This is a genomic window from Patulibacter minatonensis DSM 18081 (assembly GCF_000519325.1).
Taxonomy (GTDB): Bacteria; Actinomycetota; Thermoleophilia; order Solirubrobacterales; family Solirubrobacteraceae; genus Patulibacter; species Patulibacter minatonensis.
In genome coordinates this window covers 3,860,553-3,883,646 of sequence record NZ_KI912613.1, presented here as the reverse complement: position 1 = coordinate 3,883,646, position 23,094 = coordinate 3,860,553, and the positions used below count along the sequence as shown (strand labels likewise).

Here is a 23,094-nt window from a genome sequence, read left to right as displayed (position 1 = left end):
TGCCGCGGCGTCCCGGCGCCCGCGCACCCCGCCCGCGCCCGCTCGACGACCGCCCGGAACCCACGGTCCCGCTTGCCCGAGCCACCCGCAGACCTCCCACCCGAGCCGCCCGCGGGCCCCGCCCCGGAGCCGCCCGTCGACGTGCCCGGCGGCGCCACCCCCGTGGTCCCGCCCGTGACGCCGCCGCCCGGAGCCTCGGACGGCTCCGCCGACGCGGTGCAGCGCCGCGGCATCGCCCTCGGGTCGCGGTCCCTCCGCGAGCACGCCACGCGCGGTGTCCTGATCAGCGGGATCTGGATGGCCGCCATGGGCGTCGTCCAGGCCGGCCGGAACTTCGTGCTCCCGGGCGTCGTCGGGCCCGAGGAGTACGGCATCTGGGGCGCCCTGCTGGCCTTCGGCGCCCTGCTGGCGGCGCTGCGGACGACCGGCACGAACGAGGTCTTCGTCGGCCAGGACGAGGACGACCAGGAGCTCGCGTTCCAGCGCGTGTTCTCGATCGAGGTGACGGTCAACAGCGTCCTCTTCGTGATCACGATCGCGACCGCGCCGCTGCTCGCCGCGATGTACGGCAACTCCGAGCTGCTCCTGCTCGGGGTCGCCAGCGCCCTGGCGTGGCCCGCGCAGACGCTGCAGGCGCCGCTGTGGGTCCTGAACCGGCGGATGGAGTTCGGGCGGCTGCGCGTGATCCAGGCGGTCGACCCGGTGCTCGGGACGGTCGTCGCCGTCGGCCTGGCGATCGCCGGGCTCGGCGCGTGGGCGATCGTCCTCGGGATCCTCGCGGGCGCCTGGTCGACGGCCCTGATCGCCGTCGTGCTCTGCCCGTACCGCCTGCGGCCGCGGTTCGATGCGGCGGCCCTGCGCCGCTACGGCAAGGTCTCGCTGTCCCTGTGGGTCGCGGCGGTCTCGAGCGCCGTCGTCGGACTCGGCCTGATGGTGCTGGCGCAGCGGTCGATCGACGCGCGGGCCGTGGCCGCCGTCACGCTGGCCTCGAACATCACCTTCTTCGCGGCGCGCCTGGACCAGGCCGTCTCGCAGGTCATCTACCCCGCGATCGCCGCCGCGCAGGACCGCCCCGACGTCCTGCGCGAGACGTTCGGGAAGGCCAACCGCGTCGGACTCGCGTGGGCCGTGCCGGTCGCCGCCGGTCTCGTGATCTTCGCCCCGCAGCTGCTCCCGGCCGTCTACGGCGACGAGTGGCGGTCGGCGGTCGGCGTCGTCCAGTGGTTCGCCGTCGCCGTCGCCGTCGCGCACCTCGGGACGAACTGGTGGCAGTACGAGATCGTCGCCGGGGACGCGCGGCCCGTGGCCGTCAACAGCCTCGGGGCGGTCGTCCTGTTCGTCCTGCTGCAGATCCCGCCGACCCTGATCTGGGGGCTCGACGGGCTCGCCGTCAGCACCGTCCTGCAGGCCCTCGGGCAGCTCGCGATCCGCACCGTCTACATCCGCAGGCGGTTCGGCACGTGGTCGCCGTTCGGGCTGACCGTCCGGTCGCTCGTCCCGGTCCTGCCCGCCACCGCGGTCGGGGTCTTCCTGACGACGCAGGACGTCCCCCTCGGCGTCGAGCTCGTGGTGTTCGCCGCCCTGCTGGCCGCCGGCACCTACCTCTTCGAGCGCGCCCTGGTCCGCGAGATCGCCGGGTACCTGCGAGGTGCCGTCCGGTGAGGCGGTGCGGGCCCCGTGGCCCGCGTTCTGCCTGCACCCGGCGCCCGTGACCGTCCGGTGACCTTGCACCACGGCGCCCGCGGCGTCGTGGCACGGCCCATAGGATGCGGCGGATGAGCGTCCCTCCCGAGATCTTCAAGGCCTACGACGTCCGGGGCATCGCCGGAGAGCAGATCGACGCCGCCGCCGCGCACCGGATCGGCCGCGCGTTCGCCCGCGTGATCTCGGACCTCTCGGGCAAGCCGACGACCGACCTCACGCTCGCCGTCGGCCGGGACATGCGCCTCTCCGCCCCCGAGCTGCTGCGCGCCTACCGCGACGGCATCGTGCTCGAGGGCGCGAGCGTCGTCGACCTCGGGCAGGTCGGCTCCGAGATGCTCTACTGGACCGTCGGCACGCGCGGGCTCGACGGCGGGCTGATGTGCACCGCCTCGCACAACCCGAAGGCCTACACCGGCGCGAAGCTCGTCGAGAAGGGCGCGCTCGCGCTCTCCGGCGAGCGCGGGATCAACGAGATCAAGGAGCTCGCGATCGGCACGGCGCTCGACGAGGAGCCGCAGGGCGTGACGCCGGGAACGGTCGTCGAGGAGGACGTCTACGCCGCGTTCCAGGAGGCGTCGCTCGAGTTCATCGACGCGTCGAGCATCAAGCCGCTGAAGGTCGTCGTCGACGGCGGCAACGGCATGGCCGGGCCGATGGTCGGCCCCGTGCTGGACCGCCTCGGGCTGGACCTCGTGGAGACGTACTGGACACCGGACGGCAACTTCCCGGATCACGAGCCCAACCCGCTGCTGCCGGAGAACCGCCAGTTCATCATCGACAAGGTGCTGGAGACCGGCGCGGACCTCGGCATCGCCTGGGACGGCGACGCGGACCGCTGCTTCTTCATCGACGACCTCGGCCGGTTCATCGACGGCGACTTCCTCACCGCGCTGCTCGCCGAGTCGCTGCTCGAGAAGCAGCCCGGCGCGACGATCCTCTACGACTGCCGCGCGTCCCGCGTCGTCGCGGACGTCGTGCAGTCCGCCGGCGGCACGGCGCTGATCAACCGCGTCGGCCACGCGTTCTTCAAGACGCGGATGCCGAAGGAGGGCGCGATCTTCGGCGGCGAGGTCTCGGGCCACTACTACTTCGAGAAGTTCTCGAACGCGGACTCCGGCACGATCCCGGCGCTCCTGATCCTCGAGCTGCTCTCCGTCCGCGGCCAGAAGCTCTCCGAGCTCGTCGGCCGCTTCCACGAGCAGTACTTCATCTCCGGCGAGATCAACTCGACCGTCGACGACGCCGACGCGAAGATGACGCTGATCGAGGAGGAGCACCGCGCGGCCGGCGCCACGATCACGCACGTCGACGGCGTGTCGGTCGACTACGAGGACTGGCACTTCAACGTCCGCAAGTCGAACACCGAGCCGCTCCTGCGCCTGTGCCTGGAGTCGCTCGTGTCGCCGCAGGACATGGAGGAGAAGCGCGACGCCGTCCTCGGCGTCATCCGCTCCTGACCCGTCCGTGACCGCGCCGTTCCACGTCGTCGTCGTCTCGTACCGGACGCCGGCGCTCCTGGACCGCTGCCTGACCTCGCTGCGCCCGGAGCAGGACGCCGGGCGCGCGACGGTCGCGGTCGTCGACAACGCCCCCGGCGACGGCTCTGCCGCGCTCGTCCGCGAGCGGCACCCGGGCGTGGCGCTCGTCGAGCCCGGGACGAACCTCGGCTTCGGCGCCGCGGTCGACCTCGGGGCACGCGGGTCCGCGGCCCGGTGGATCTGCCCCGCCAACGCGGACGTCGCCGTCCGTCCCGGCGCCCTGCAGGCGCTGGAGCGCGCGGGGGCCGCCGACCCGGGTGCCGGGATCCTCGCTCCGCGCCTGCTGGCCCCCGACGGCTCGACCCAGCACAGCGTGCACCCGTTCCCGGGCCTGCGGTTCACGGCCGCGTTCAACGCCGGGCTCGTCGAGCGCAGCGCGGGCCTGCGGCGCCGGTTCGTCCTGGAGGGCAGCTGGGACGCCGACGAGGGGCGCCGCGTGCCCTGGGCGCACGGCGCGTTCCTGGCCGTCAGACGCGCGACGTGGGACGCCATCGACGGCTTCGACCCGTTGATGTGGATGTACGCGGAGGACCTCGACGTCTGCTGGCGCGCGGACCGGGCGGGCTGGGCGACCCGGTACGTCCCGGACGCGCACGTCGACCACGAGATCGCCGCCGCCACCGGCACCGCGTTCGGTGACGGACGGGCCCGCCGCTACATGGCCGCCACGTACCGCTGGCAGGCCGACCGGCGCTCTCCCGCGGTCGCCGCCGCGACCGCCGCGCTGAACGTGGCCGGCGCCGCCGGACGGACGCTCCTCGGTGCGGCACCGGGCCGGGCCGCGCACCGGGCCTGGACCCGCGACCACCTGCTCGGCGCCCGGGACGGGCTGTCGGGCGGGGAGCGGCGCTGAGCAGGGACTCCGGGGATCGCCGCGCGGCGGCGCCGTCCGTGGCGCACGCTGTTCACCTGCGGTCTGGGAGGCGGCACCCACGACCCGTGCGCGCGGCGCGGACGGGGTAGCCTGTCGCCGGTGGCCGCCCCTGCACAGACGACCCCGGACGCCCAGGACCCCTCGGCGACCGCGGACCCGATCGCGCTCGCCGCGTTCGTCTCCCGCCGCGCCGGTCGCGTCCTGGCCTACCTCGACGCCGTGGCGACCCCGGACCGGGCGCTCCGCGGGACGGGCGAGGCGTTCGCCGCGTTCCGGCTGGCCCGCGCCGCCGATCCCGACGGCGAGGCCCCCGCGACCGCGCTGCTGCGCGCCACGCGGCGCGCGGCGACCACCCACGCGGAGAACCCGTACCGCCCCGAGGGCCGCGAGCGGCCCGCACGGCGCACGAAGGCGTGCGAGGCGATGCCCCGCCTGCTCGTCGCGTGGACCGAGGGCCGGCTGCCCGACGGCGACGTCGAGCGGCTCGTGCACCACCTGCAGGAGTGCCCGGACTGCCGCGCGCTCCGCGACGCGTTCGACCGGGCGGAGCTCGGCTACCGCGGCGGCGAGACCGTCGAGCTGGACGGCACCGAGGTCGGCGTGGTCGCGAGCGCCATGGCGCTCGCGGTCCCGACCACCGAGACGACAGTCGAGCCCCGCGAGCACGACGCGGCCCCCGCACGGGCCGGCCGCACGAGCCTGCCCGCCCCGCCGTCCGGCGACGAGGACGCGGCGTCCCCGGCCCCGCCGATCGGGCGCCGCACGGCCATCCCCGAGCCGCCCGTCTCGTTGCCCGACCTCAGCGGTGGGGCGACCGTCGGGACGTCGCGCCCGACCGGGTCGGCGCCGACCGGCGTCCCCGCACCGCCGACGAGCGTCCCGACTCCGCCGACCGCCGTTCCGGCCCCACCGACCGGCGTCCCGGCCCCGCCGACGAGCATCCCGGCTCCGCCCGTCGACGAGGCGGGTCCGCGGGACGCCCCGGCCCGCTCCGGGAGCGACGCGCCGTCCTCCGACGAGCCCGTGGACCCGCTCGGTCCCGAGGCGCTGGGCTACGCCGTCCCACGCAGTGGCCTCCCGCGCCCCGAGAAGCGGACGGCCCGGCCCCGCGTCCGCCGCCGACGCCGGCGCGGCCAGACCAGCGCCCCGGCGTCGGCCGAGCCGGCCGCGGACCGTCGCGACGCGCCGTCCGCTCCCGGACCGGACGCGACCAGCGAGGCGCCGGTCGCCCCGGTGCCCGTGCCCGCGCGCGCCCCGGACCCCGCCGACACGGAGACGGACGCGCAGGACCACCACCGCGCCGAGGTCGGCGATCGGCCGGACGCCACGAACCGGGAAGACCGCGGCCGGACGACCGAGGTCCCCGTCGCGGCCGCCGTCTCGAAGGACACCGAGCCCGCACCGTCGCGCGAGGTCGAGCCGTCGGTCGTCCCCGCCACCGTCCCGCGACGCGGTCTGTCGACCACCGGGCGGCGCATCCTCGAGGTGCCGATCGTCCGGCAGCTCGGCGTCCCCGCCGTCCTGCTCCTCGCCGTCCTGATCGCGGCGCTGATCGCCGCCGGGGCGTTCGCGGGGCGCGACGAGGGATCGGTCTCCCCCGTGCCGCGCCCGACGATCCCCACGGTTCCCTCCGACCCGAACCAGATCCCGCCGCTCAAGTAGGACGACCGCGGCGCGCGGTGGCGCCGCGCCGAGCTCAGCCGGCGGCGGGGACCCGCGCGACGAACGCCGCGTGGATGCGGCCGTCGTCGGTCAGCTCCGGGTGGAACGCGTAGCCCTCCACCGGGCCGCGACGCACCCCGACGACCGCGTCGTCGACGCGCGCGAGGACCTCGACGTCGTCGTCGTGCTCGACGACCTTGGGCGCCCGGATGAAGACGCCGTGGTGCGGCCCGCCGTCGAGGCCGGCGACGTCGACGTCGCCCTCGAACGAGCGGATCTGCCGCCCGAACGCGTTGCGCTCGCACCGGATCGGCAGGACGCCGAGGTGGTCGCGGTCCAGCAGGATCAGCCCGGCGCACGTGGCCAAGAGCGGTCGTCCCGATGCCGCGAACGCCCGCAGCGGATCGCCGAGGCCCTCGCGGGCGATGCCGAGGGTCATCGTCGTCGACTCGCCACCCGGCAGGACGAGCGCGTCCAGCCCCTCGAGGCCCTCGGGGGTGCGGACCTCACGGACCTCGGCGCCGTGCGCGCGCAGGTGGGCGGCGTGCTCCTGCACGCCCCCCTGCAGCGCGAGGATCCCGATCGTCGGGGCTACCACCCGCGACCGGCGAAGACCTGGTCCTCGCCGAGCTTGCGGGCCTCCAGCGAGTCCATCGCGCGACCGAGGCCCGTCGAGGCCTCCATCACCTTCGCGGGGTCCTGGAAGTGCGTGGTCGCCATCACGACGCGCTCGGCGCGGCGCTGCGGGTCCTCGGACTTGAAGATGCCCGAGCCGACGAACACCGACTCGGCGCCGAGCTGCATCATCAGCGCGGCGTCGGCCGGGGTCGCGATGCCGCCGGCGGAGAACAGCGGGACGGGCAGCTTGCCGTTGGCCGCGACCCAGCGGACGAGCTCGAGCGGCGCCTGGTGGTTCTTGGCGGCCGTGGCGAGCTCGCCGCCGTCCATGCCCGACAGGCGCTTGATGTCGCCGCGGATCGCGCGGATGTGGCGGACGGCCTCGACGACGTCGCCGGTGCCGGCCTCGCCCTTGGAGCGGATCATGCAGGCACCCTCGGCGATGCGGCGCAGGGCCTCGCCCAGGTTGGTGGCGCCGCAGACGAACGGGACCTCGAAGGCCCACTTGTCGATGTGGTTGGCCTCGTCGGCCGGGGTGAGGACCTCGGACTCGTCGATGTAGTCGACCTCGAGGGCCTCGAGGACCTGCGCCTCGACGAAGTGGCCGATCCGGGCCTTCGCCATCACGGGGATGGAGACGGCCTCCTGGATCTCCTTGATCATCTGCGGGTCGCTCATGCGGGCGACGCCGCCGTCACGACGGATGTCTGAAGGCACGCGCTCCAGCGCCATCACGGCGGTCGCGCCGGCGGCCTCCGCGATCTTCGCCTGCTCGGCGTCGATCACGTCCATGATCACCCCGCCGCGGAGCATCTCCGCGAGGCCGGTCTTGACACGGGGTGTGGATTCGTCGCGCATCCCGCCGGATTCTGGCAGGAACGGACGTTCGGGCCCCTCGTCGTGGTGTCGCGCGCCGACGGTGTCCGCGCGACGGACCGCCCGCTACTTCAGGCGGTAGGCGCGGATGCGGTCGGCGCGGGCGCCGTCGTTGGCGTAGACGCCCTGCGCCATCGCCTGCAGCAGCGACAGCAGGGCGACGTGCGAGCGCACGAACGACGGGCTGTTGCTCGAGTAGAAGAGGCTGTGCTGCGCGAGCTTCGCGGCCTCGGACAACGTCGCGTCGGTGATCGCGATCGTCGTGGCGCGGCGGTGACGGGCGAGCTGCAGCGAGCGGACGACCAGTGGGTGCGCCCGACCGGCGGTGATGCCGATGAGGACCGCGTTCTCGTCCAGGCGCGCCAGGCGGGCCCGGCCCTCCTGGGCGTGGCTGGCGACGATGTCCGTCGGGATGCCCAGCAGCATCAGGAGGTGGCGGAAGTACGTGCCGAAGTAGGCGACCTGGTCGGCCGCGACGATGATCACGCGGTCGGCCTTGCCGATCTCCTCCACCGCGGCGTCCAGGACGCTGCGCGAGACCCGGCGCGCAGTCTCCTCGACGGCGAGGTGGTCGGCGGCGATCGACGCCTCGCCCGGGCTCTGGTCCAGGCCGAAGAGCGGCTCGGGCTCGGAGGCGCCGGACCCGCCGACCCCGCGGGCCTCGACCCGGCGGCGGTACTCGTCGCGGGCCGCGTCCTGGAGGTCCGGGAAGCCGTGGAAGCCCAGCGCCTGGCTGAAGCGGACGACCGTCGAGCTGGACGTGTTCGCGCGCCGGGCGAGCTCCTCCGCGGTCTGGAACGCGACCTCGTCGAGATGGTCGACGATGTACTGCGCGACGTCCTTCTGCGACCGGGAGAATTCGTCGAATCGGGACTGGATGTACTCGGTGAGCGTCTGGTGATCGACGATCGGCGCGAGTGCGGTCGTGGAAGAGGAGGCCGTGCGCTTCATGGGCGATGACCTGATTGGCGGTGGGCCGTGGAAGTCCTTCCCGCACCGGCCGGTTTTTCCGCGGGAGGGGCTCGGGAGCGGCCCGCCGCGGCCGGGCTACGGGTCGCCGCCACCCAGAGCGTTCGGAGCGTCCCCGGGGTCCGGGAGCGCCTCGAGCTTCGTGCGCAGCGCGTCCGTCGCGGCGTGGAGGTCGCGGACGACCTCGATCAGCGGTCGCGACTCGGGGACCGGGTCGACCTCCTCGCCGCGGTACCCGGCGCCGAAGCCGCGGACGAAACCCTTCGGCCCGTCGGTGAGGCGGTTCCGGACGGCGGCCAGCGCCGTCTTGAGGCTCGCCCACTCCGCCCGGGCCTCTTCCCGCGCGCCGGGGTCGAGCGCCTTCCAGCGTGCCTCGAGCTCCTGGGCCGTGCGGATGCGCGCGTGGGCCGCCCGAGCCGCTTGGGCGAGTTGGAGGTAGCCGGCCATGGGATGCACCGCCGCGTCCCGGGACCGGCGAGACCGGGAGCGTACCGTGGCGCGGTCCCGCTCCCGCACCACTGCGCCGCCGCCCCCGTCGGCCTGCTCTGGCAGGCTTCGTCCCCGGCGCTCCTCCGGGACCGTCGGGCCGGTAGCTCAATGGTCAGAGCAGCGAACTCATAATTCGTCCGATGCGGGTTCGAGTCCCGCCCGGCCCATCCGCGCGGAACCTGTGCACGGGGCGCCTGCCCCGCCACCATCACGGGGCGCGACCCGCGGCGTGCCGGTCCCCACGTCGCAGGCCAAGGGGCCAGCCACCCTCATGAAGCGCAGGGCGCTGCCGATCACCGGCGCATGATCGACACACGGAAGCGGGGGCCGGCGGAGGCCGGCCGGACACGTCCTCGGACGCGGACGACGGAGACGGGATCATGAACGCCGACGCCCCCATCAGGGTCCCGGTGCCGACGGTCGCGGACGTCCGGCACGTCGCGCACCTGGTCTACGACAAGGCCGCGGAGACGAGCGACGGGAAGGTCTTCGTCGACCGGTGCCGGCCGCGGGGCGAGACCTCGCGCGCCTGCCGGGTCCGGATCACCGGCGACCTCCCGATGACGTTCGTGCTGCGCCTGCGGCGCACGCGTTCGGGCGACTTCTACGCCTACGCGGCGTCGGGTGCGCTCGGCGCGGTCAGGCGCTGAGGGACGCACCGCCCGCGCGGAACCCTCACCCCTCCGGGACGGTCTCCCGCGTCGTGGTGGGTGCCCGCAGCACGGTGTCGCACGCGTCCCGGGCGGTCCGGTCGTCCGACGCACGGCGGTCCCTCGTCGCGACGCAGAAGCTGCGGGCCCGCTCGCCGCAGAGCTCCTCGCCGCTGGCGGCGCGGTAGATGCAGCGCTCGCCGGGCTGCGGGTTCCCGTCCGCGAGGTCGCGCGACGTGGCGATCACGTAGACGAACGCCGCGATGCCCGACCCGAAGAGGAGGATCGCGATCGCCGTCCGGCGGAGCAGCTGACGCCGGGCGGAGCTCATGTCAGGACCTACGTCGCGGGCGCCCCACGGGATGCGCCCGACGGCCGCGGGACGCCTCGCGGGAACGACGACGGCCCCCGGGATCCGGGGGCCGCAGGGTCCTGCCGTGACGCGCGCCGACCGGCGCGCGTCGTCGCTCAGCCGGCGATGTACGTGCCGTGCTGCTCCTGCTCGTGGGGCAGCGGGGCGTCGACGTCGACGGGGCCGGCGGTGTCGCCGACGAGGCCGAGGCGCACCTTCTGGCGGCCGACCTCCTCGAGGGCGCGCTCGTACTCCTCGACGGAGCCGACGGGACGCATCCAGGACGGCAGGCGCGACGGCGCGGCGGAGACGGCGGTGCGCTCGCGGCGGCGGGCGCGCTTGGCGGCCGCGGTCTCCTCGACCTTGCGACGCTCGACGAGCGCGCGGTGCTCGGCGATCGCGGCGCCCATCTCGGAGGCCGTGATGACCTCGGACTCGGCCTCGATCGAGGCCTCCAGGTGGCGGGCCAGGATCTGCAGCTCGCGCGTCTTGGCGGGCCGTGAACCCGTGCGGGGCGCCTTGGTGAAGCGGTCCCAGGTGCGGGCGAACTGGATGAAGGTCGTGCGGCCGCCGCGACGGTGGGCGGCGAGCATCGGGCAGACCCCGCCGGTGCCGTCGGTGTAGGCCCCGACGATGATGTTCTCCTCGCGGACGCCCTGCAGCATCGCGACGCGGGTGTGCATCGGCATGCAGTCGATGGTGTTCCGGAGGTCCTGGATCAGGGTGTTGCGGGACATGGAGGCGGCGGTCCTTGCTTCGGGTCGTGCGGGTGGCCCTCGAATAGAGTGCGAGGGCACCGCGGCGGCCGATCCAAGGTAGGTCGGCCCGCGTCAAGAAGCAACGGCGTACGCCCTGCTGAACGGGAGATTGCAGATGAAGCTCGGGATCCAGATCGGCTACTGGGGGCTCGGCCTGTCGGGCCAGGACCAGCTCGACATCGTCCAGGAGGCCGAGCGCCTCGGGTACGACTCCGTCTTCGCCGCCGAGGCGTACGGGTCGGACACGGTCTCGATCCTCGGCTGGCTCGCGGGCCAGACGTCGACGATCAAGATCGGCTCCGCGATCATGCAGATGCCCGCCCGGTCACCCGCGATGACGGCGATGGCCGCCGCGACGCTGGACAACCTCAGCGACGGCCGGTTCATCCTCGGGCTCGGCACGTCGGGCCCGCAGGTCGCCGAGGGCTGGCACGGGCAGCGCTTCGGCAAGCAGCTCCTGCGGACCCGCGAGTACGTCGAGGTCGTCCGCCAGGCCCTGCGCCGCGAGCGGCTCGAGTACCACGGCAAGACGATCGACCTGCCGCTGCCCGACGGCCCCGGCAAGGCGCTGAAGCTCACCATCGCGCCGGTCCAGGACGAGATCCCGGTCTACATCGCCGCGATCGGGCCGAACAACACGAAGCTCGTCGGCGAGATCGCCGACGGCCTGCTGCCGATGATGTTCTCGCCCGAGCACTTCGAGACGGCGCTCCAGCCCCTGTGGGAGGGCCTCGACGCCGCCGGGCGCGACCGCTCCGCCGTCAAGGTCTGTCCGTCGACGACGCTCCACATCGGCCCCGACCCGGACCAGGCCGCGGAGGGCATGATGCGCGGGATGTCGGCGCTCTACGTCGGCGGGATGGGCTCGCGGGAGAAGAACTTCTACAACGCCGCCGTCAGCCGCTACGGGTACGAGGAGGCCGCCAAGGAGGTCCAGGACCTCTACCTCGAGGGCAAGAAGCTCGAGGCCATGCAGGCGGTCCCGATGGAGCTCCTGAAGGAGCTGAACCTCTTCGGCACGCGTGAGGAGGTCACCGAGCGCCTGCGGGTCTTCGCCTCCGCCGGGGTCGACACGGTCGTGGTCACGCCGGCCACCGTCACCCGTGATGGCCGGATCGCCCAGTTGCGCGAGCTCGCCTCCGCCATGGAGGCGATCTGAGCACCGATGGCGCGGGACGCACCGACGTCCCGCGCCGCATCCTCCTGGGGGCCTTCGGGGATCCCGGGCACGCGTTCCCGGTCCTCGCGCTCGCGCGCCGGCTGTCGGAGCGCGGGCACGACGTCTGCGTCGAGACGTGGCTGCGGTGGAAGGTCGACGTCGAGGCCGCGGGCCTGCGCTTCGCCGCCGCCCCGGAGTACCCGGTGTTCCCGCAGCTCGGGCAGGAGCCGCTGAAGCCGTACGAGGCGGCGGCCCGCGCCGCGCAGGACACGACGCCCCTGATCGACGACTTCGCGCCCGACGTCGTCGTCGCGGACGTCCTGACGCTCGGTCCGGCCCTGGCCGCCGAGCGTCGCGGCGTCCCGGTCGCGACGCTGATCCCGCACGTCGACCCGCGCACGGAGCCGGGGTGGCCGCCGTTCTCGTCCGGCGCCCGTCCCGCGCGCACGCCGCTCGGCCGGGCCGGCTGGCGTGGTGTCGGCCGGCTCGTCGACCGGGCGCTCGACCACGGGCGGGACGAGCTCAACGAGGTGCGCGCCTCCGTCGGGCTGCCCCCGCTGGCGCACCACCACGGCGGCATCAGCCGGGACCTCGTGCTCGTCGGATCCGTGCCGCAGCTCGCCTACCCGCGGCCGGCGCTCCCGGGCACCCACACCGTGGGACCGTTCGTCTGGGAGCCGCCGGCCGACCGCGTGGAGCTGCCGCCCGGCGACGCCCCCCTCGTCCTCGTGGCCCCGTCGACGTCGCAGGACCCGGGCGGCCTGCTGCTCCGGGCCGCGCTGCGCGGCCTCGCCGACGCGCCCGTCCGCGTCCTCGCGGCCCAGAACCGCGTGAGCGCCGAGGACGCCGCGCGCCTCGGGCCGATCGACGTCCCGGACAACGCTCTGCTGGTCCCCTGGGTCTCCTACGGCCAGACGATGCCCGCCGCCGACGTCGTCGTCTGCCACGCCGGGCACGGCACGCTGCTCCGCGCCCTGGCCGCCGGCAAGCCCGTCGTGGCGATCCCGGCGACCGGCGACATGCACGAGAACGCCGCCCGCCTGGCGTGGTCCGGTGCCGGCATCCGCCTGCCCCGGCGACTGGCGGGCGCCCGTGCGCTGCGGACGGCGGTCCTGACGGCGATCACCGACCCGTCCTACGCCGCCCGCGCGGGAGAGATCGCCGCCTGGGTCGCCGCGGGCGACGGCACGGATCGCGGCGCACCCCTCGTCGAGGCCCTCGCGGCACGCGGGCGCGGCTGACCGGCGTTCTCCCTGCACACGGGCGGTCCCTGACCCACCGGTCGTCGTTCGACGGCCGGCCCGCACCGCCGCTCGCCGGGTCTCCGCCGGACCCGGTGACCCGGGACGGCGCGCGCGGCCCCGATCGCGTACCATGCCCCGGGCGTTCCGGGGTAGCTCAATGGCAGAGCATTCGACTGTTAATCGAAGGGTTGCGGGTTCGAGTCCCGCCCCCGGAGCCTAGGACGAAGAAGCCCAGCGCCCGCTGGGCTTCCGTCGTTCCGGGGTCAGTCGCCCGCGGCCTCGGCCGCCGCCGCGTCGGCGCGCAGCTTCTCGCGGCCCGCCTCCGTCAGCAGGGCGAAGCCGGCCCAGCGCATGAGGCGCACCAACGCGGTGCCGACGACGAAGATCAGGACCGTCAGGACGGCGGACTGCCACAGCCACGTGCCGTACGGGTCGGGGCCGGGCTCCGCCCCGAAGGGCGCGTAGAGGTTGCCCGAGGAGCCGACCACCTCGAGCACCGAGACGAAGACGATCGCCAGGAGGCAGAGCCAGGAGAGCACGACCACCGCACGGGAGACCCCGCGCGCCAGGAAGGCGATGGTCCAGGACGCGCCGTCACGCACGGGTCCGGGGCTCCTGGGCGCGCTGCATGCCCGAACGGTAGCCGTCCGGGCGCGGCACGGCGTCCGCGGCGCAACGGCGGCGGCCGGTCCGCCGCGAGCGTGAGGCGGCCCGCCGACGCCGGTGGAGACCCTCCCGGACCGTCGTCGGGTCCGCGGCCACCGAGAGAGGACACCGCACGCGGACCGTGGCATCCTTCGGCGCATGGCATCGTCTCCTCTCGGTTTGCTCCGTTCGGTCGTGACGCTCCCGATCAGCGTCGCGAAGCTCATCTTCGGCGTGCTGCGGGTGCCGTCGACGAGCGAGCCGGAGTCCGTCGTCACCGAGGAGCGCAAGGGCCGGGGCGGCAAGTACGACGAGGCGCTGTTCGCGGCGGTCGCCAACGAGCCCGGCATCACCGTCGCGAAGGCCGCCGAGCAGGTCGGCGTCGCGGCGTCGGGGCTCTACCCCGTGGTGCGCCGGCTCGAGGGCGAGGGCCTGATCGAGAAGCGCGGAACCGGGCTCCACCTCAAGTAGGACGCGGCCCGGACCGCGTCGTCGGGTCCGGCGCTACTGCCCGCCGACGCGGGACTGCACCTGCCCGAGCAGGGCGTAGCCGGTGCTCGTCAGGCGCCACACGTCGAGCTCCGTGACGGGTGGCTGCGCCAGGTCGTGGTCGGCGATCCACGTCAGCGCCTCGAGCCCCCGGCTGGTCCCGGAGATCCCGACGAGGTCGTCCGCGAGGTCGGCGACGAGGCGCTCGTGTCGACGCGGGCGCTCCGCGACCATCGACAGCGCCAGGCACTGGTCGTCGGTCATGCTCGTGATGGTCGTGCTCATCGAGATCCGTCCGGTGGTCGTCGAGGGCCGCCTCCGGCCCGCGACGTCGCCGCGGGTCCGCGACAGGACCGCACCGGATCTTGCCCGGCGTCGCGGCGGAACCGCCTGGACAGCGGGACAAAGCGGACGGCGTCGGAGTGCGCGTCAGTCCGGCGGGCGCACCCGGTAGGCCTCCTCCATGCCCTCCACCAGGGCCCCCGCGTGCTCGCGGACGGAGCGGAGCGTCTCGGCGGCCTGGCGCGAGTCCTCCCCGGACTCCATCGACGACGCCGCGGCGAGGTTCATGCGGATCGTGTCGACCTCGACCGTCGCGCGGCGGCACTCGCCGTAGTAGCGGCCCAGCTGCTCCTCGCACCGCTCGGCGCTCCGCAGCTGCTGGCGGTAGGCCTCCAGGAGCTCGGCGTCCCCGCCGCGCTCGGCCTCGCCGATCTGCCGGCGGATCGCGGAGACGTCCAGCCCGTCGAGCGTGTCGGCGAGGACGGACGCGCGCTCGGCACCGCGGGTCAGGTGCTCGACGAGGCGGTCCACCTCCGCGGCGACCTCGGGCTGGTCGAGCCGGTCGGGCCCGGCGAGCTCGCGGAGCTTCATCGCGTGCTCCCGCACGCCGCCGTACGCCTGCGCCACCGGCATCGCCAGCGCGCGGGACGGGAGCGCCGGGGCGCCCGCGGGCTCCGACGGGCGCAGCTCCTTCGCGACCGCGTCCCGGAACTCCCCGTTGCTGAGGAGGACGCCGCCGGCGGCCACGTAGACGAGGGCGGCGAGCGCGATCGTCGCCACGGGCGGCAGACCGAGCGCGAACCCCGCGACCAGCAGGACGACCAGGACGCCCAGGGCGGCCGGGTGGGTCGCGGCACGGACCCCCAGGGCACGGGCGTACGCCCTCCGGACCTCCTGCGGCGATCGCAGTCTCGACGGCGAGCTCATCGGCCTAGAAGAACGAGCTGATGCTGCGGTAGACGCCGTCGATGTCGTCCGTGTCGCCGGTGTAGGCCTTGCCGTTGGAGGCCTCGGCGATGCGCTTCAGGGCGTCCGCGGACCCGGCCGCACCGGCGGAGTAGGCGATCGTGAAGATCCGGACCTCCCCCGCGCTGTCGGGCTGCTCGCCGGCGGCCCGGACCGCGTCCTCCAGGCTGCGGCGCGAATCGGTGTCCTCGCCGTCGGTCAGCAGCACGACGGCGTTGATGCGGTCGTCCTTCCCGGCCTCGTTCCGCACCGTGCGCAGTGCATCGATCGTCGCGTCGTAGACCGACGTCCCGCCGTCGGCCGACAGCGTCTGCACCGCGCCGAGCAGGCGCTGCCTGGCGGCCGAGAACGCCTGGAGCGGCAGCTGCAGCCGCGTCGTGTCCGAGAACGCGACGAGCCCGACGCGATCGCGCGGCGACACCTGGGCGAAGAACGCCTTCAGGCCGTCCTTCGCGTTCTGCAGCCGGCCCTCGTCGTTCATCGACCCGGACACGTCGGTGACCAGGAGGACGTTCGCGGGCTTGCGGTCCGCCCGCCACGCCGACTTCAGGGCGTCCATCACCCGGGGCTCGGGGAGCGACAGCGTGCGGAGCTGCTGCTGGACGTCGACCCCGTTGTCCGCGGTCAGGGTGCCGCGCTCCTCCACCGGGGTCGTCCCGATCCGGAAGCCACGCCGTGCTGCCGCGTCGGCGTCGACGTTCACCTTCAGGAACGCGTCGAACGCCGCGGCGCCCTGCTTCTGCTCCGCCGTCACCCACGGGGCGTCGAGGACCGCGTACGGGCTGTCGCTGAAGAACGTTCCCTCCTTCGGGTGCAGCGCGATCAGCTTCGGCTGGCCGCCGCGGTCCCGGTTGAACCCGGCGACCGTGGTCTCCTCCATCGCGACCGCCGACGCGTACCCCGGGCCGCCCTTGCGGAGCTGCTGCTCGATGAAGAGCGTCGTGTCGCCGTAGTGGACGATCGAGTTCTCGATCGCCCGCACCTTGTCGCGCGCGGCCTTGACGTCCGCGGTCGTCAGGCCCTCCTTCTTGCCGACCGCCGCGTAGTACTCGGCGACGACGGCCTCGAGCCCGGCGGTCGAGAACTCCGGGTTGGTGTGGACGAGCCGGAAGTCCCCGAACTCGGGGTGCCCGACGGCGCCCCAGCCGCCCTTGGCGGTCGCGAGCTTCAGGATGTCGGCGTACGAGACCTGCTTCTTCGGCCAGCCCAGCGCGCGGGCCAGCGGCTCCCACATCGCGATCACCAGCGGCGTCGAGACGATCGACCGGTTCGTCTTCGCGACGTACGCCCGGTCGGCGTCGAAGTTCAGGAGCCGCCCCCAGAGCGAGCCCGCCGGCGACCAGACGGTCGGCTTCAACGACCCCGCGGCGATGCGCCGCTCGGCGTCGCCGGACGCGATCACGCGCCCGCTGACGAACACCTGCCGCCCGCCGACCTTCGTCCGGTCGGCGTTGAAGCGGTCGATCAGCGGCTTCAGCAGCGCCTCCTTCTCCGGCGAGTACGCGAAGGAGACCTCCAGCGCGCCGGCCGGGGCCCGCGACACCGGGGTGCCGGTCGTCCCGGAACCGGATGGTCCGTCGTCCCCGCCCCCACCACCGAACACGACGGCCGCGAGCGCGACGACGACGGCGGCGATCAGGCCGATGGTGATGTAGCTGCGCTTCATGGGGTCCTCGGTCGGGCGCCGGGGCGCGGGACGGGGTGCGGGACGCACCGTGGACCGGGGAGCTTACGGTGACGACTGGCGGCGCGACAGGGCCGGATCGCGCGGATCAGCGGCGGCGCTTCTCGTCCAGCGTCGGGAGGTCGCCGAGGGCCTGACGATGGCCGACGAGCTCCTCGGTCATCTCCGGCCAGCGGTCCGGGTGCGGGACCTGTCCCTCGGGCACGTCGAGCAGCGAGGTCAGCGCCGCGATCCACTCCGCCCCGTCGACGACGGGGACGTAGACGCTCAGCATCAGCCGCAGGTCGTCACTGTGCAGCTCGATGTGGACCATCGGCCCGCGCTCGTCGACCGCGCGGACGAGGTCCGTCGTCAGCGTCAGGCGGTGCCGCCACCCGACCGGCGGGAACAGCTCCGCGGCCCCCACGATGTCGCCCCAGTCGGTCATCCGCGGCCGATCAGTGGGTGTACTCGTAGTAGAACGCCATCACGACGACGATGAAGACGCACATGCTGAGAATGGCGGTCCAGCTCGGGTACGTGTCGTGCCCGAGCGCGGCCAGGCCCATCGCCCGCGGGTCCTCGTGCGTGGCCGCGGGCAGCTCCGGTGCGTCGTCGACCACGAACACGCCGTCGTGGTGGAACCGGCCGTCCGCCCGGAGCACGTAGAGGTGCGCGGTCGTGACGGCGTCGTCGTCGACCGGCTCGACCGGGCCGTCGTGCACGACGAGCGTCGACGTGCCGTCCTCGACCTCGCGGGACTCGCCGTCGGCGGGGCCGCCGCCGCAGAGGACGACGACCTGGGTGGTGGTCCGGCGTCGCATCAGCGGTCCTCCTGTGTGCCAGTCGTCACGCGTCCAGTCTTGCGCACCGCGCCACCGCGCGCGCCGCCCCCGGGCTCCGCGGAGCGCAGGACGAAGCGCGGACGGGCGGTGGGCAGGATCCCGTCGGTCAGCTGACCGAGCAGCACCGGGTCGCCCGACGGCAACCCGCACCAGCCGCTCACGGGCTGGGAGGCCGGTCCGCCCTCCGGGGCCACCGCGACCATCGCCGCCGCCCGCTCGCCGCGCAGGACCACCGCGTGACGGGTCGTCCCGCCGGCACCGCGCACGTCGAGCCGCGCCGCGGCCTCCGTGCCGTCGTCGAGGCAGAGCCCGAGGGTCACGGGCCGGCCCGGATCGACGCCCGTGACCCGGGCGGTCGGGATGCCGTCGACGAAGCCGGACGAGAGCGTCACCCCCGGGATCGCCCGGGGCGCGGCGGCGCTGGCGTGGTGCCCGTCGGCGTCCCACGCGTGGAGCGCGACGTTCGCCGCGCTGTCCCACGTGACCTGCGCCGCCACGCCCTCCGGGAGCTGGTCCGGCGTCGCCGCTCCGGGATCGGCGGACGTCCCGCCCGGGAGGGCGGAAGCGCGCCCGATCTCCGCGTCGTGGGTCTGGAGCGTCGTCCGCGGCTCGACGAGGTCCGGCCGGAGCGCGAGGAGCGCGAAGCTCGCCCCGAGCTCGTCGGGCGCGGTGGTCGTCCACCACGGGCGCGCCGGGGCCCGGCCGATGTCGGCGACCGTCCGCGCACCGGTGCCGAAGTCGATCGACGGGCCGGCGAGCCCGTTGACGCGCACCTCGACGTTCGGCGTCACCCCGACCTGCGCACCGCCCGACGCCGCGATGGCCACGTCGTGGGGACGCAGCCGGGTGGTCAGGCGTCCGCGCTGGGTCGCCTGCAACCCGTCGTAGACCGTGCGGACCTGTGCCCGCACCCCGCCCCGGGCCGCGGACGCGACCCGGCCCAGCGTCGACGTGGACCCCGAGAGCACCACCTGACCGTCGACGGTCACGACGATCGGCACGGGACCGAGCGACGTGGCGGTCCTGCTGAGCACGACGGGCGCCGGGAAGAGCGCCCGGGCGCTGAACCCGCAGCTGCCGCCGCCGGAGACCGAGATCCCGGCGTCGACGGACGTCCGGACGTCGGAGCGGATGTCCGCCGTCACGTTCGGCCGCTCCAGCGACGTGCTCGCCCGCCAGGCCGCGTGCATGCGGAGCCCGGCGGACATCGACGCGCGCCCCGCGATCGTCGCGGCGAACGGGTTGTCGCAGGACGGCGTGGCGCGCAGCGCGCCGACGCGCGACCGGCCGCCGAGCGCGGGCGGGTCGGTGGCGCGGACCGCGACGGCGAGGTCGGCGACGGGCAGGACGTCCGGGAGCCGGGCGGGCACGACCCGGGCGACCGTGCGCCCGCCGTCGGTGCGGACGCCCACCACCCGGACGATCAGGCCGTCGGGGGTCGCGGATCTGCTGGGAAGCGCGACGACGTCCCCGACCCGGACCGACGGCGTCCCGCGCAGGACGAGGTCCCCGTGGCGGCCGGCGACGGGCGCGCTGATCACCGCGCCCGGACCGACGGGCGCGAGCCGGCGCGCGCGACGCAGCCCGCCTAGCCACAGCACTCGCCAGGGCGAGGCGGCCAGCGTGCGGGTCCGGGACCCCGTCCCGCGTACCACCCGGATCCGGAGGTGCAGCGCCTGGGTCGTCCTCGGGTAGCGCCACCGGAGCCGCGCGCCGCCGCCGCGGACGACCGACCGCGCCCGGATCGCCGTGGTCCCGCCCCCGGCCCGGCCCTCGAGCACGATGCGCTCGCCGCCGGGGACGCCGGTGGTCGTCGCGGTCGCGTGGACCGTCCCGGCCTGCAGCACGCCGAAGGACCCCGAGGCGGTCCGGGCCGCGACGGCACCGTCGACCAGGGGCGGCGCGACCCCGAGCGCCAGGGCGAGGCCCACGACGCGCACGGACCGGGCACCGACGAGCGTCGGGTCGCGGAACGGCTGCGCCGGGCCCGGGGAACCGCCGGACCGGGCCGCGCTGTGGCGCTTCGCTGAAGGACCCACGTGCTCCCCAGGGGACGACGGGACGGAATACGGGCGCGAGCAGCCTACCCGTTGCGGGTGCGGCCGGTGACCGGTCCCCCCGGCGTCCTCAGGCGGTGCGGCGCGGGCCCTTCCAGATCTCCCCCGCCCCGCGGTCGATGCGCTGCTTGAGCTCGAGGCGGCGCATCACGAGGTCGTGCTGGGAGCCGCCCTCCGCCAGCCCGCGACCGGAGCGGAGGGCCTCGTTGACGATCCCGAGCTCGAGCTCGAGCCCGCAGAGCTCGGCGGCGGCGCAGGACGGGTGCTCGACGAGCGCGGCCTTCTGCAGCACGACGTCGAGCACGAGCCGCGAGGAGTCGTCGGTGGGCTGCGGCCGGTCCGCTCCGGCGCGCAGGGCGTCGCGGAGCGCGATCGCCGCCGCGCGGTGGGCGTCGCCGCGCATCTGGGTCCGGATCCGCCGGTCGTCGAGGAGCTCCGCCGCCTCGGTCCCGGCGGCCCAGCACTCGGCGAGGAACGACAGCTCGAGGCGCATGACCGGGTCGCCGCCGGCCTGCCCCGAGGGCACGGGCGGACGCGGGGCCGGCGGACGGGGCGCGGCCCCGGCCCCGGCCCCGGGGCGACCACCCTGCCGGGGTCCCCGACCCGCGCCGTCGCCCTGCCACGACCCGTGCTCCGCCCGACCGTCCGGGTGCACGCCGCGGGACCCCGGTCCGCTGCCGTCCCCGGGACGCGCGCCGCCGCCCGGCGGCCGGCCGCCCGTCCCCCCGACCGGACCGGCAGCCGTCCGCGGCCCCGCCGTCGCGGGCGGCGCGTTCTCGAGGAACGACTGGAACGCGGCCGGGTCCAGCCGGAGCCGGCCGGCGGCCTCGCGCATGAGCTCCATCCGCAGGACACCCGGCGCCTGCTGCGCGAAGACCGGCCGCAGGTCCTCGATCGCGCGGTCCTTGCCCTCGGCCGACGAGAGGTCCGCCTGCGCGAGCACGTGGCCGACGTGGAACCGGCCGAGCGCCATCGGCTCCTCGAACGCGCGCTTGATGGCCTCGGTTCCCCGCTTGACGAGGAGGTCGGCCGGATCCATGCCGTCGGGCATCAGGACGACCCGCAGCTTCAGGCCCGACCCGGCGGCGAGCTGCGCGGCGCGGAGCATCGCCTCGCGGCCGGCGCGGTCGGCGTCGAGGGCGAGGATCACCGACGGGGCGAGCTTGCCGAGCGCCTGGACCTGCTCCGGCGTCAGGGCCGTGCCCATCAGGCCGACGGCGTTCGTCAGTCCCGCTTGGTGCAGCGCGATGACGTCGGTGTAGCCCTCGCAGAGGATGACCTCCCCCGTGCGCGCGGCCTGCTTGCGGGCGTGGTGGGCGGCGAACAGGTGCCGGCCCTTGCGGTAGACGACGCCGTCGGAGCTGTTGATGTACTTCGGCTTCTGGTCCGGCCCCAGTGCGCGGCCGCCGAAGCCGAGGATCCGGCCGCGGCGGTCGGCGAGCGGGAACATGATCCGCCGACGGAAGCGGTCGAACATCCGCTGCGGGTTGTCGTGCTTGCGCTGCACGACGCCAGCGGCGACCATCTCGTCCTCCGTGTAGCCCGCGTGGCGCGAGCCGATCAGGACCTTGTCCCACTGGCTCGGCGCGTAGCCGACGCGGAACTCCTTCAGCAGCGCGGGATCGAGCCCGCGGCGCTGGAGCTCGGCCCGCGCCTGGGCGCCCTCGGCGGAGTCCCACAGCTGGCGCTCGTAGAAGCGGTTGGTGCGGTCCAGGAGCTCGAGCAGCCGGCGCTCCCGGGCCCGGCGGGCGGCGGTCTCCGGATCCTCCTCCTCCGTCTTCAGCTGGATCCCGGCCTTGTCGGCCAGGAGCTCGACGGCCCCGTTGAAGTCGACGCCCTCGATCAGCTCGACGTACTTGAAGAGGTCGCCGCCCTCGCCGCAGCCGAAGCAGTGGAAGAGCTTGTCGTCGACGTTGACCGAGAAGCTCGGCGTCCGCTCGTCGTGGAACGGGCAGAGCCCCGTCATGCGGCCCGTGCCGGCACGACGCAGCTCGACCCGCGCCTCGATCAGCGACGCGAAGTCGATCGCGTCGCGGATCCGGTCGAGGTCCTCCCGGGCGTAGCGGGGCACGGCGGTGGTGCGCCCCGCCTCAGCCCGCGTGGACGCGGGGGATCACGAGGTCCGCGTACGCGCGCAGGGCGTAGCGGTCGGTCATCCCCGCGACCCAGTCGGTGGCGCGCTGCAGCGCGTCGGCGTCGGGATCGGCCTCGCGCTGGACGTGGTACTGGTCCCAGCCGCCGTCGTCGATCCCGAGCGGCAGACGCGCCGCGGCCGGGTCGTCGTCGCGGGCCTGCGTCTCGATGTGGTGGTCGAACAGCCGGCGCACCAGGTCGTGGGCCCGGCGGTGCTGGTCCTGGGCGTCCGGCGCGAGGTAGACGTTCTTGAACATCCAGGTGCGGAGCTCGTCCATCGCCTGTCCGGCGGCGTCGCCCTGCGCGATGTCGCCCCGCTCGGCGGAGGTGGCGACGAGGTCCTGCACCAGGCGGTCGATCCGCCGTGACGGCGTCGGCCCGAGCTCGCCGATCGGGCCGGTGGGGAGGTCGCGCTCGCGCAGCACCCCGGCGCGGATCGCGTCGTCGATGTCGTGGTTGAGATACGCGATGCGGTCGACGATCCGCACGATCCGCCCCTCGAGCGTGCGCGGCATCGGCGCGCGACCGGAGTGGCAGGCGATCCCGTCGACGACGTCGCCGCAGAGGTTCAGCGCGCGACCGCCGACCTCGCGGACCGTGCTGGGGGCGTCCTCGAGCGCCGTGACGATCCGTACCGAGTGCTCCCAGTGCCGGAAGTGCCGGCCGTGCTCCTGGAGGCAGGCGTCGAGGGCCTCCTCGCCGATGTGCCCGAACGGCGCGTGCCCGAGGTCGTGGCCGAGGCCGATCGCCTCGACGAGGTCCTCGTTGAGCGCGAGCGCCCGCGCGACCGTGCGCGCGATGCCCGTGACCTCGAGCGTGTGGGTCAGCCGGGTCCGGTAGTGATCGCCCTCCGGCGCGAGGAAGACCTGCGTCTTGTGCTTCAGGCGCCGGAACGCCTTGCTGTGGACGATGCGGTCGCGGTCGCGCTGCAGCGGTGTGCGGAGCGGGTCGTCGGCCTCCTCGACCGCCCGGCGCGTGGGCCACGTGCGCGCGGCGGACGGGGCGAGGAACGACGCCTCGAACTCCCGTCGCCGGGCGTGCGGGTCGCCGAGGCTCGGGGTGGGGGCGACGGCCGACATCAGGACCCATGATCGCACCCGGACGGGACGGGCCCCGGTGCG

General features: G+C 74.9%; 23 protein-coding genes and 2 tRNA genes. 10 read left to right on the top strand and 15 right to left on the bottom strand.

What is annotated here, in order from left to right; genetic code table 11:
* The first annotated feature begins 72 nt into the window (after nucleotides 1-72).
* The 4 genes from PATMI_RS37990 to PATMI_RS0118090 all read left to right on the top strand — a co-directional run bounded on the left by PATMI_RS37990 (nucleotide 73) and on the right by PATMI_RS0118090 (nucleotide 5,778).
* Nucleotides 73-1,662, top strand: coding sequence for an oligosaccharide flippase family protein (locus tag PATMI_RS37990; protein ID WP_026911897.1), 1,590 nt, complete (start codon nucleotides 73-75; stop codon nucleotides 1,660-1,662).
* Between the two features lie 113 nt (nucleotides 1,663-1,775).
* Nucleotides 1,776-3,161 (top strand): phosphomannomutase/phosphoglucomutase, encoded by a 1,386-nt coding sequence (locus PATMI_RS0118100; RefSeq protein ID WP_026911896.1) that lies wholly within the window; start codon nucleotides 1,776-1,778, stop codon nucleotides 3,159-3,161.
* 7 nt (nucleotides 3,162-3,168) lie between these two features.
* Complete coding sequence (locus PATMI_RS31345) at nucleotides 3,169-4,095, top strand: glycosyltransferase family 2 protein (RefSeq protein ID WP_051471992.1); 927 nt, start codon at nucleotides 3,169-3,171, stop codon at nucleotides 4,093-4,095.
* Nucleotides 4,096-4,215: 120 nt separating this feature from the next.
* Nucleotides 4,216-5,778 carry a zf-HC2 domain-containing protein gene (locus PATMI_RS0118090; RefSeq protein WP_026911895.1) on the top strand — a complete coding sequence of 521 codons (1,563 nt, stop codon included), beginning with the start codon at nucleotides 4,216-4,218 and terminating at the stop codon, nucleotides 5,776-5,778.
* Between the two features lie 34 nt (nucleotides 5,779-5,812).
* Here the strand turns inward: PATMI_RS0118090 and pdxT are convergent, their stop codons facing one another.
* The 4 genes from pdxT to PATMI_RS0118070 all read right to left on the bottom strand — a co-directional run bounded on the left by pdxT (nucleotide 5,813) and on the right by PATMI_RS0118070 (nucleotide 8,688).
* The gene (gene pdxT, locus PATMI_RS0118085; protein WP_026911894.1) at nucleotides 5,813-6,376 is read right to left on the bottom strand and encodes a pyridoxal 5'-phosphate synthase glutaminase subunit PdxT; all 564 of its coding nucleotides are present in this window, start codon (nucleotides 6,374-6,376) and stop codon (nucleotides 5,813-5,815) included.
* Nucleotides 6,370-7,254 carry a pyridoxal 5'-phosphate synthase lyase subunit PdxS gene (gene pdxS, locus PATMI_RS0118080; protein WP_036726081.1) on the bottom strand — a complete coding sequence of 295 codons (885 nt, stop codon included), beginning with the start codon at nucleotides 7,252-7,254 and terminating at the stop codon, nucleotides 6,370-6,372. The genes pdxT and pdxS overlap by 7 nt, the downstream gene beginning before the upstream one ends.
* Nucleotides 7,255-7,338: 84 nt before the next feature.
* Nucleotides 7,339-8,223, bottom strand: a complete 885-nt coding sequence (locus PATMI_RS0118075) for a MurR/RpiR family transcriptional regulator (protein ID WP_026911892.1) — start codon at nucleotides 8,221-8,223, stop codon at nucleotides 7,339-7,341.
* Nucleotides 8,224-8,319: 96 nt separating this feature from the next.
* Nucleotides 8,320-8,688: a hypothetical protein gene (locus PATMI_RS0118070; protein ID WP_026911891.1), complete on the bottom strand. Its 369-nt coding sequence runs from the start codon at nucleotides 8,686-8,688 to the stop codon at nucleotides 8,320-8,322.
* A gap of 136 nt (nucleotides 8,689-8,824) precedes the next feature.
* Here PATMI_RS0118070 and PATMI_RS0118065 point away from each other — a divergent pair.
* Together PATMI_RS0118065 and PATMI_RS0118060 are read left to right on the top strand one after the other, a co-directional pair.
* Nucleotides 8,825-8,897: transfer RNA gene (locus PATMI_RS0118065), tRNA-Ile, on the top strand.
* Nucleotides 8,898-9,110: 213 nt separating this feature from the next.
* A complete protein-coding gene (locus PATMI_RS0118060; RefSeq protein WP_026911890.1) occupies nucleotides 9,111-9,380 on the top strand; it encodes a hypothetical protein in 270 nt (89 codons plus the stop codon).
* Between the two features lie 25 nt (nucleotides 9,381-9,405).
* On the opposite strand, the gene PATMI_RS0118055 is transcribed toward PATMI_RS0118060, so the two are convergent.
* Both PATMI_RS0118055 and PATMI_RS0118050 read right to left on the bottom strand, forming a co-directional pair.
* Entirely contained in the window at nucleotides 9,406-9,711 is a 306-nt protein-coding gene (locus PATMI_RS0118055) for a hypothetical protein (RefSeq protein WP_026911889.1), read from the bottom strand.
* Nucleotides 9,712-9,848: 137 nt separating this feature from the next.
* Nucleotides 9,849-10,469: a hypothetical protein gene (locus PATMI_RS0118050; RefSeq protein ID WP_026911888.1), complete on the bottom strand. Its 621-nt coding sequence runs from the start codon at nucleotides 10,467-10,469 to the stop codon at nucleotides 9,849-9,851.
* 136 nt (nucleotides 10,470-10,605) lie between these two features.
* Here PATMI_RS0118050 and PATMI_RS0118045 point away from each other — a divergent pair, with 136 nt between their 5' ends.
* From PATMI_RS0118045 to PATMI_RS0118035, 3 genes are all read left to right on the top strand, one after another.
* Nucleotides 10,606-11,649, top strand: a complete 1,044-nt coding sequence (locus PATMI_RS0118045; RefSeq protein ID WP_026911887.1) for an LLM class F420-dependent oxidoreductase — start codon at nucleotides 10,606-10,608, stop codon at nucleotides 11,647-11,649.
* Nucleotides 11,650-11,852: 203 nt separating this feature from the next.
* Nucleotides 11,853-12,890, top strand: coding sequence for a glycosyltransferase (locus tag PATMI_RS0118040; protein ID WP_245604192.1), 1,038 nt, complete (start codon nucleotides 11,853-11,855; stop codon nucleotides 12,888-12,890).
* A 146-nt stretch (nucleotides 12,891-13,036) separates the two neighbouring features.
* A tRNA-Asn gene (locus tag PATMI_RS0118035) sits at nucleotides 13,037-13,108 on the top strand.
* A gap of 48 nt (nucleotides 13,109-13,156) precedes the next feature.
* Here the strand turns inward: PATMI_RS0118035 and PATMI_RS0118030 are convergent.
* Nucleotides 13,157-13,495, bottom strand: a complete 339-nt coding sequence (locus PATMI_RS0118030; RefSeq protein ID WP_026911885.1) for a hypothetical protein — start codon at nucleotides 13,493-13,495, stop codon at nucleotides 13,157-13,159.
* Nucleotides 13,496-13,697: 202 nt separating this feature from the next.
* Between PATMI_RS0118030 and PATMI_RS31340 the strand changes: the two genes are divergently transcribed.
* The gene (locus tag PATMI_RS31340) at nucleotides 13,698-14,009 is read left to right on the top strand and encodes a hypothetical protein (RefSeq protein WP_157260838.1); all 312 of its coding nucleotides are present in this window, start codon (nucleotides 13,698-13,700) and stop codon (nucleotides 14,007-14,009) included.
* Between the two features lie 33 nt (nucleotides 14,010-14,042).
* Here the strand turns inward: PATMI_RS31340 and PATMI_RS0118020 are convergent, their stop codons facing one another.
* The 8 genes from PATMI_RS0118020 to dgt all read right to left on the bottom strand — a co-directional run bounded on the left by PATMI_RS0118020 (nucleotide 14,043) and on the right by dgt (nucleotide 23,052).
* A complete protein-coding gene (locus PATMI_RS0118020) occupies nucleotides 14,043-14,312 on the bottom strand; it encodes a hypothetical protein (RefSeq protein ID WP_157260837.1) in 270 nt (89 codons plus the stop codon).
* A 144-nt stretch (nucleotides 14,313-14,456) separates the two neighbouring features.
* Entirely contained in the window at nucleotides 14,457-15,236 is a 780-nt protein-coding gene (locus PATMI_RS0118015) for a hypothetical protein (protein ID WP_026911883.1), read from the bottom strand.
* A gap of 4 nt (nucleotides 15,237-15,240) precedes the next feature.
* Nucleotides 15,241-16,941: a vWA domain-containing protein gene (locus tag PATMI_RS31335; protein ID WP_051471988.1), complete on the bottom strand. Its 1,701-nt coding sequence runs from the start codon at nucleotides 16,939-16,941 to the stop codon at nucleotides 15,241-15,243.
* A 106-nt stretch (nucleotides 16,942-17,047) separates the two neighbouring features.
* The gene (locus tag PATMI_RS0118005) at nucleotides 17,048-17,386 is read right to left on the bottom strand and encodes a hypothetical protein (RefSeq protein ID WP_026911882.1); all 339 of its coding nucleotides are present in this window, start codon (nucleotides 17,384-17,386) and stop codon (nucleotides 17,048-17,050) included.
* 10 nt (nucleotides 17,387-17,396) lie between these two features.
* Nucleotides 17,397-17,762, bottom strand: a complete 366-nt coding sequence (locus tag PATMI_RS0118000) for a hypothetical protein (RefSeq protein WP_026911881.1) — start codon at nucleotides 17,760-17,762, stop codon at nucleotides 17,397-17,399.
* Entirely contained in the window at nucleotides 17,762-19,822 is a 2,061-nt protein-coding gene (locus PATMI_RS0117995) for a hypothetical protein (protein WP_026911880.1), read from the bottom strand. Before PATMI_RS0117995 ends, PATMI_RS0118000 begins: the two co-directional genes overlap by 1 nt.
* An 88-nt stretch (nucleotides 19,823-19,910) precedes the next feature.
* Nucleotides 19,911-21,911, bottom strand: a complete 2,001-nt coding sequence (gene dnaG / locus PATMI_RS34970; RefSeq protein WP_026911879.1) for a DNA primase — start codon at nucleotides 21,909-21,911, stop codon at nucleotides 19,911-19,913.
* Between the two features lie 19 nt (nucleotides 21,912-21,930).
* Entirely contained in the window at nucleotides 21,931-23,052 is a 1,122-nt protein-coding gene (gene dgt, locus PATMI_RS31325) for a dGTP triphosphohydrolase (protein ID WP_051471987.1), read from the bottom strand.
* Nucleotides 23,053-23,094: the final 42 nt, after the last annotated feature.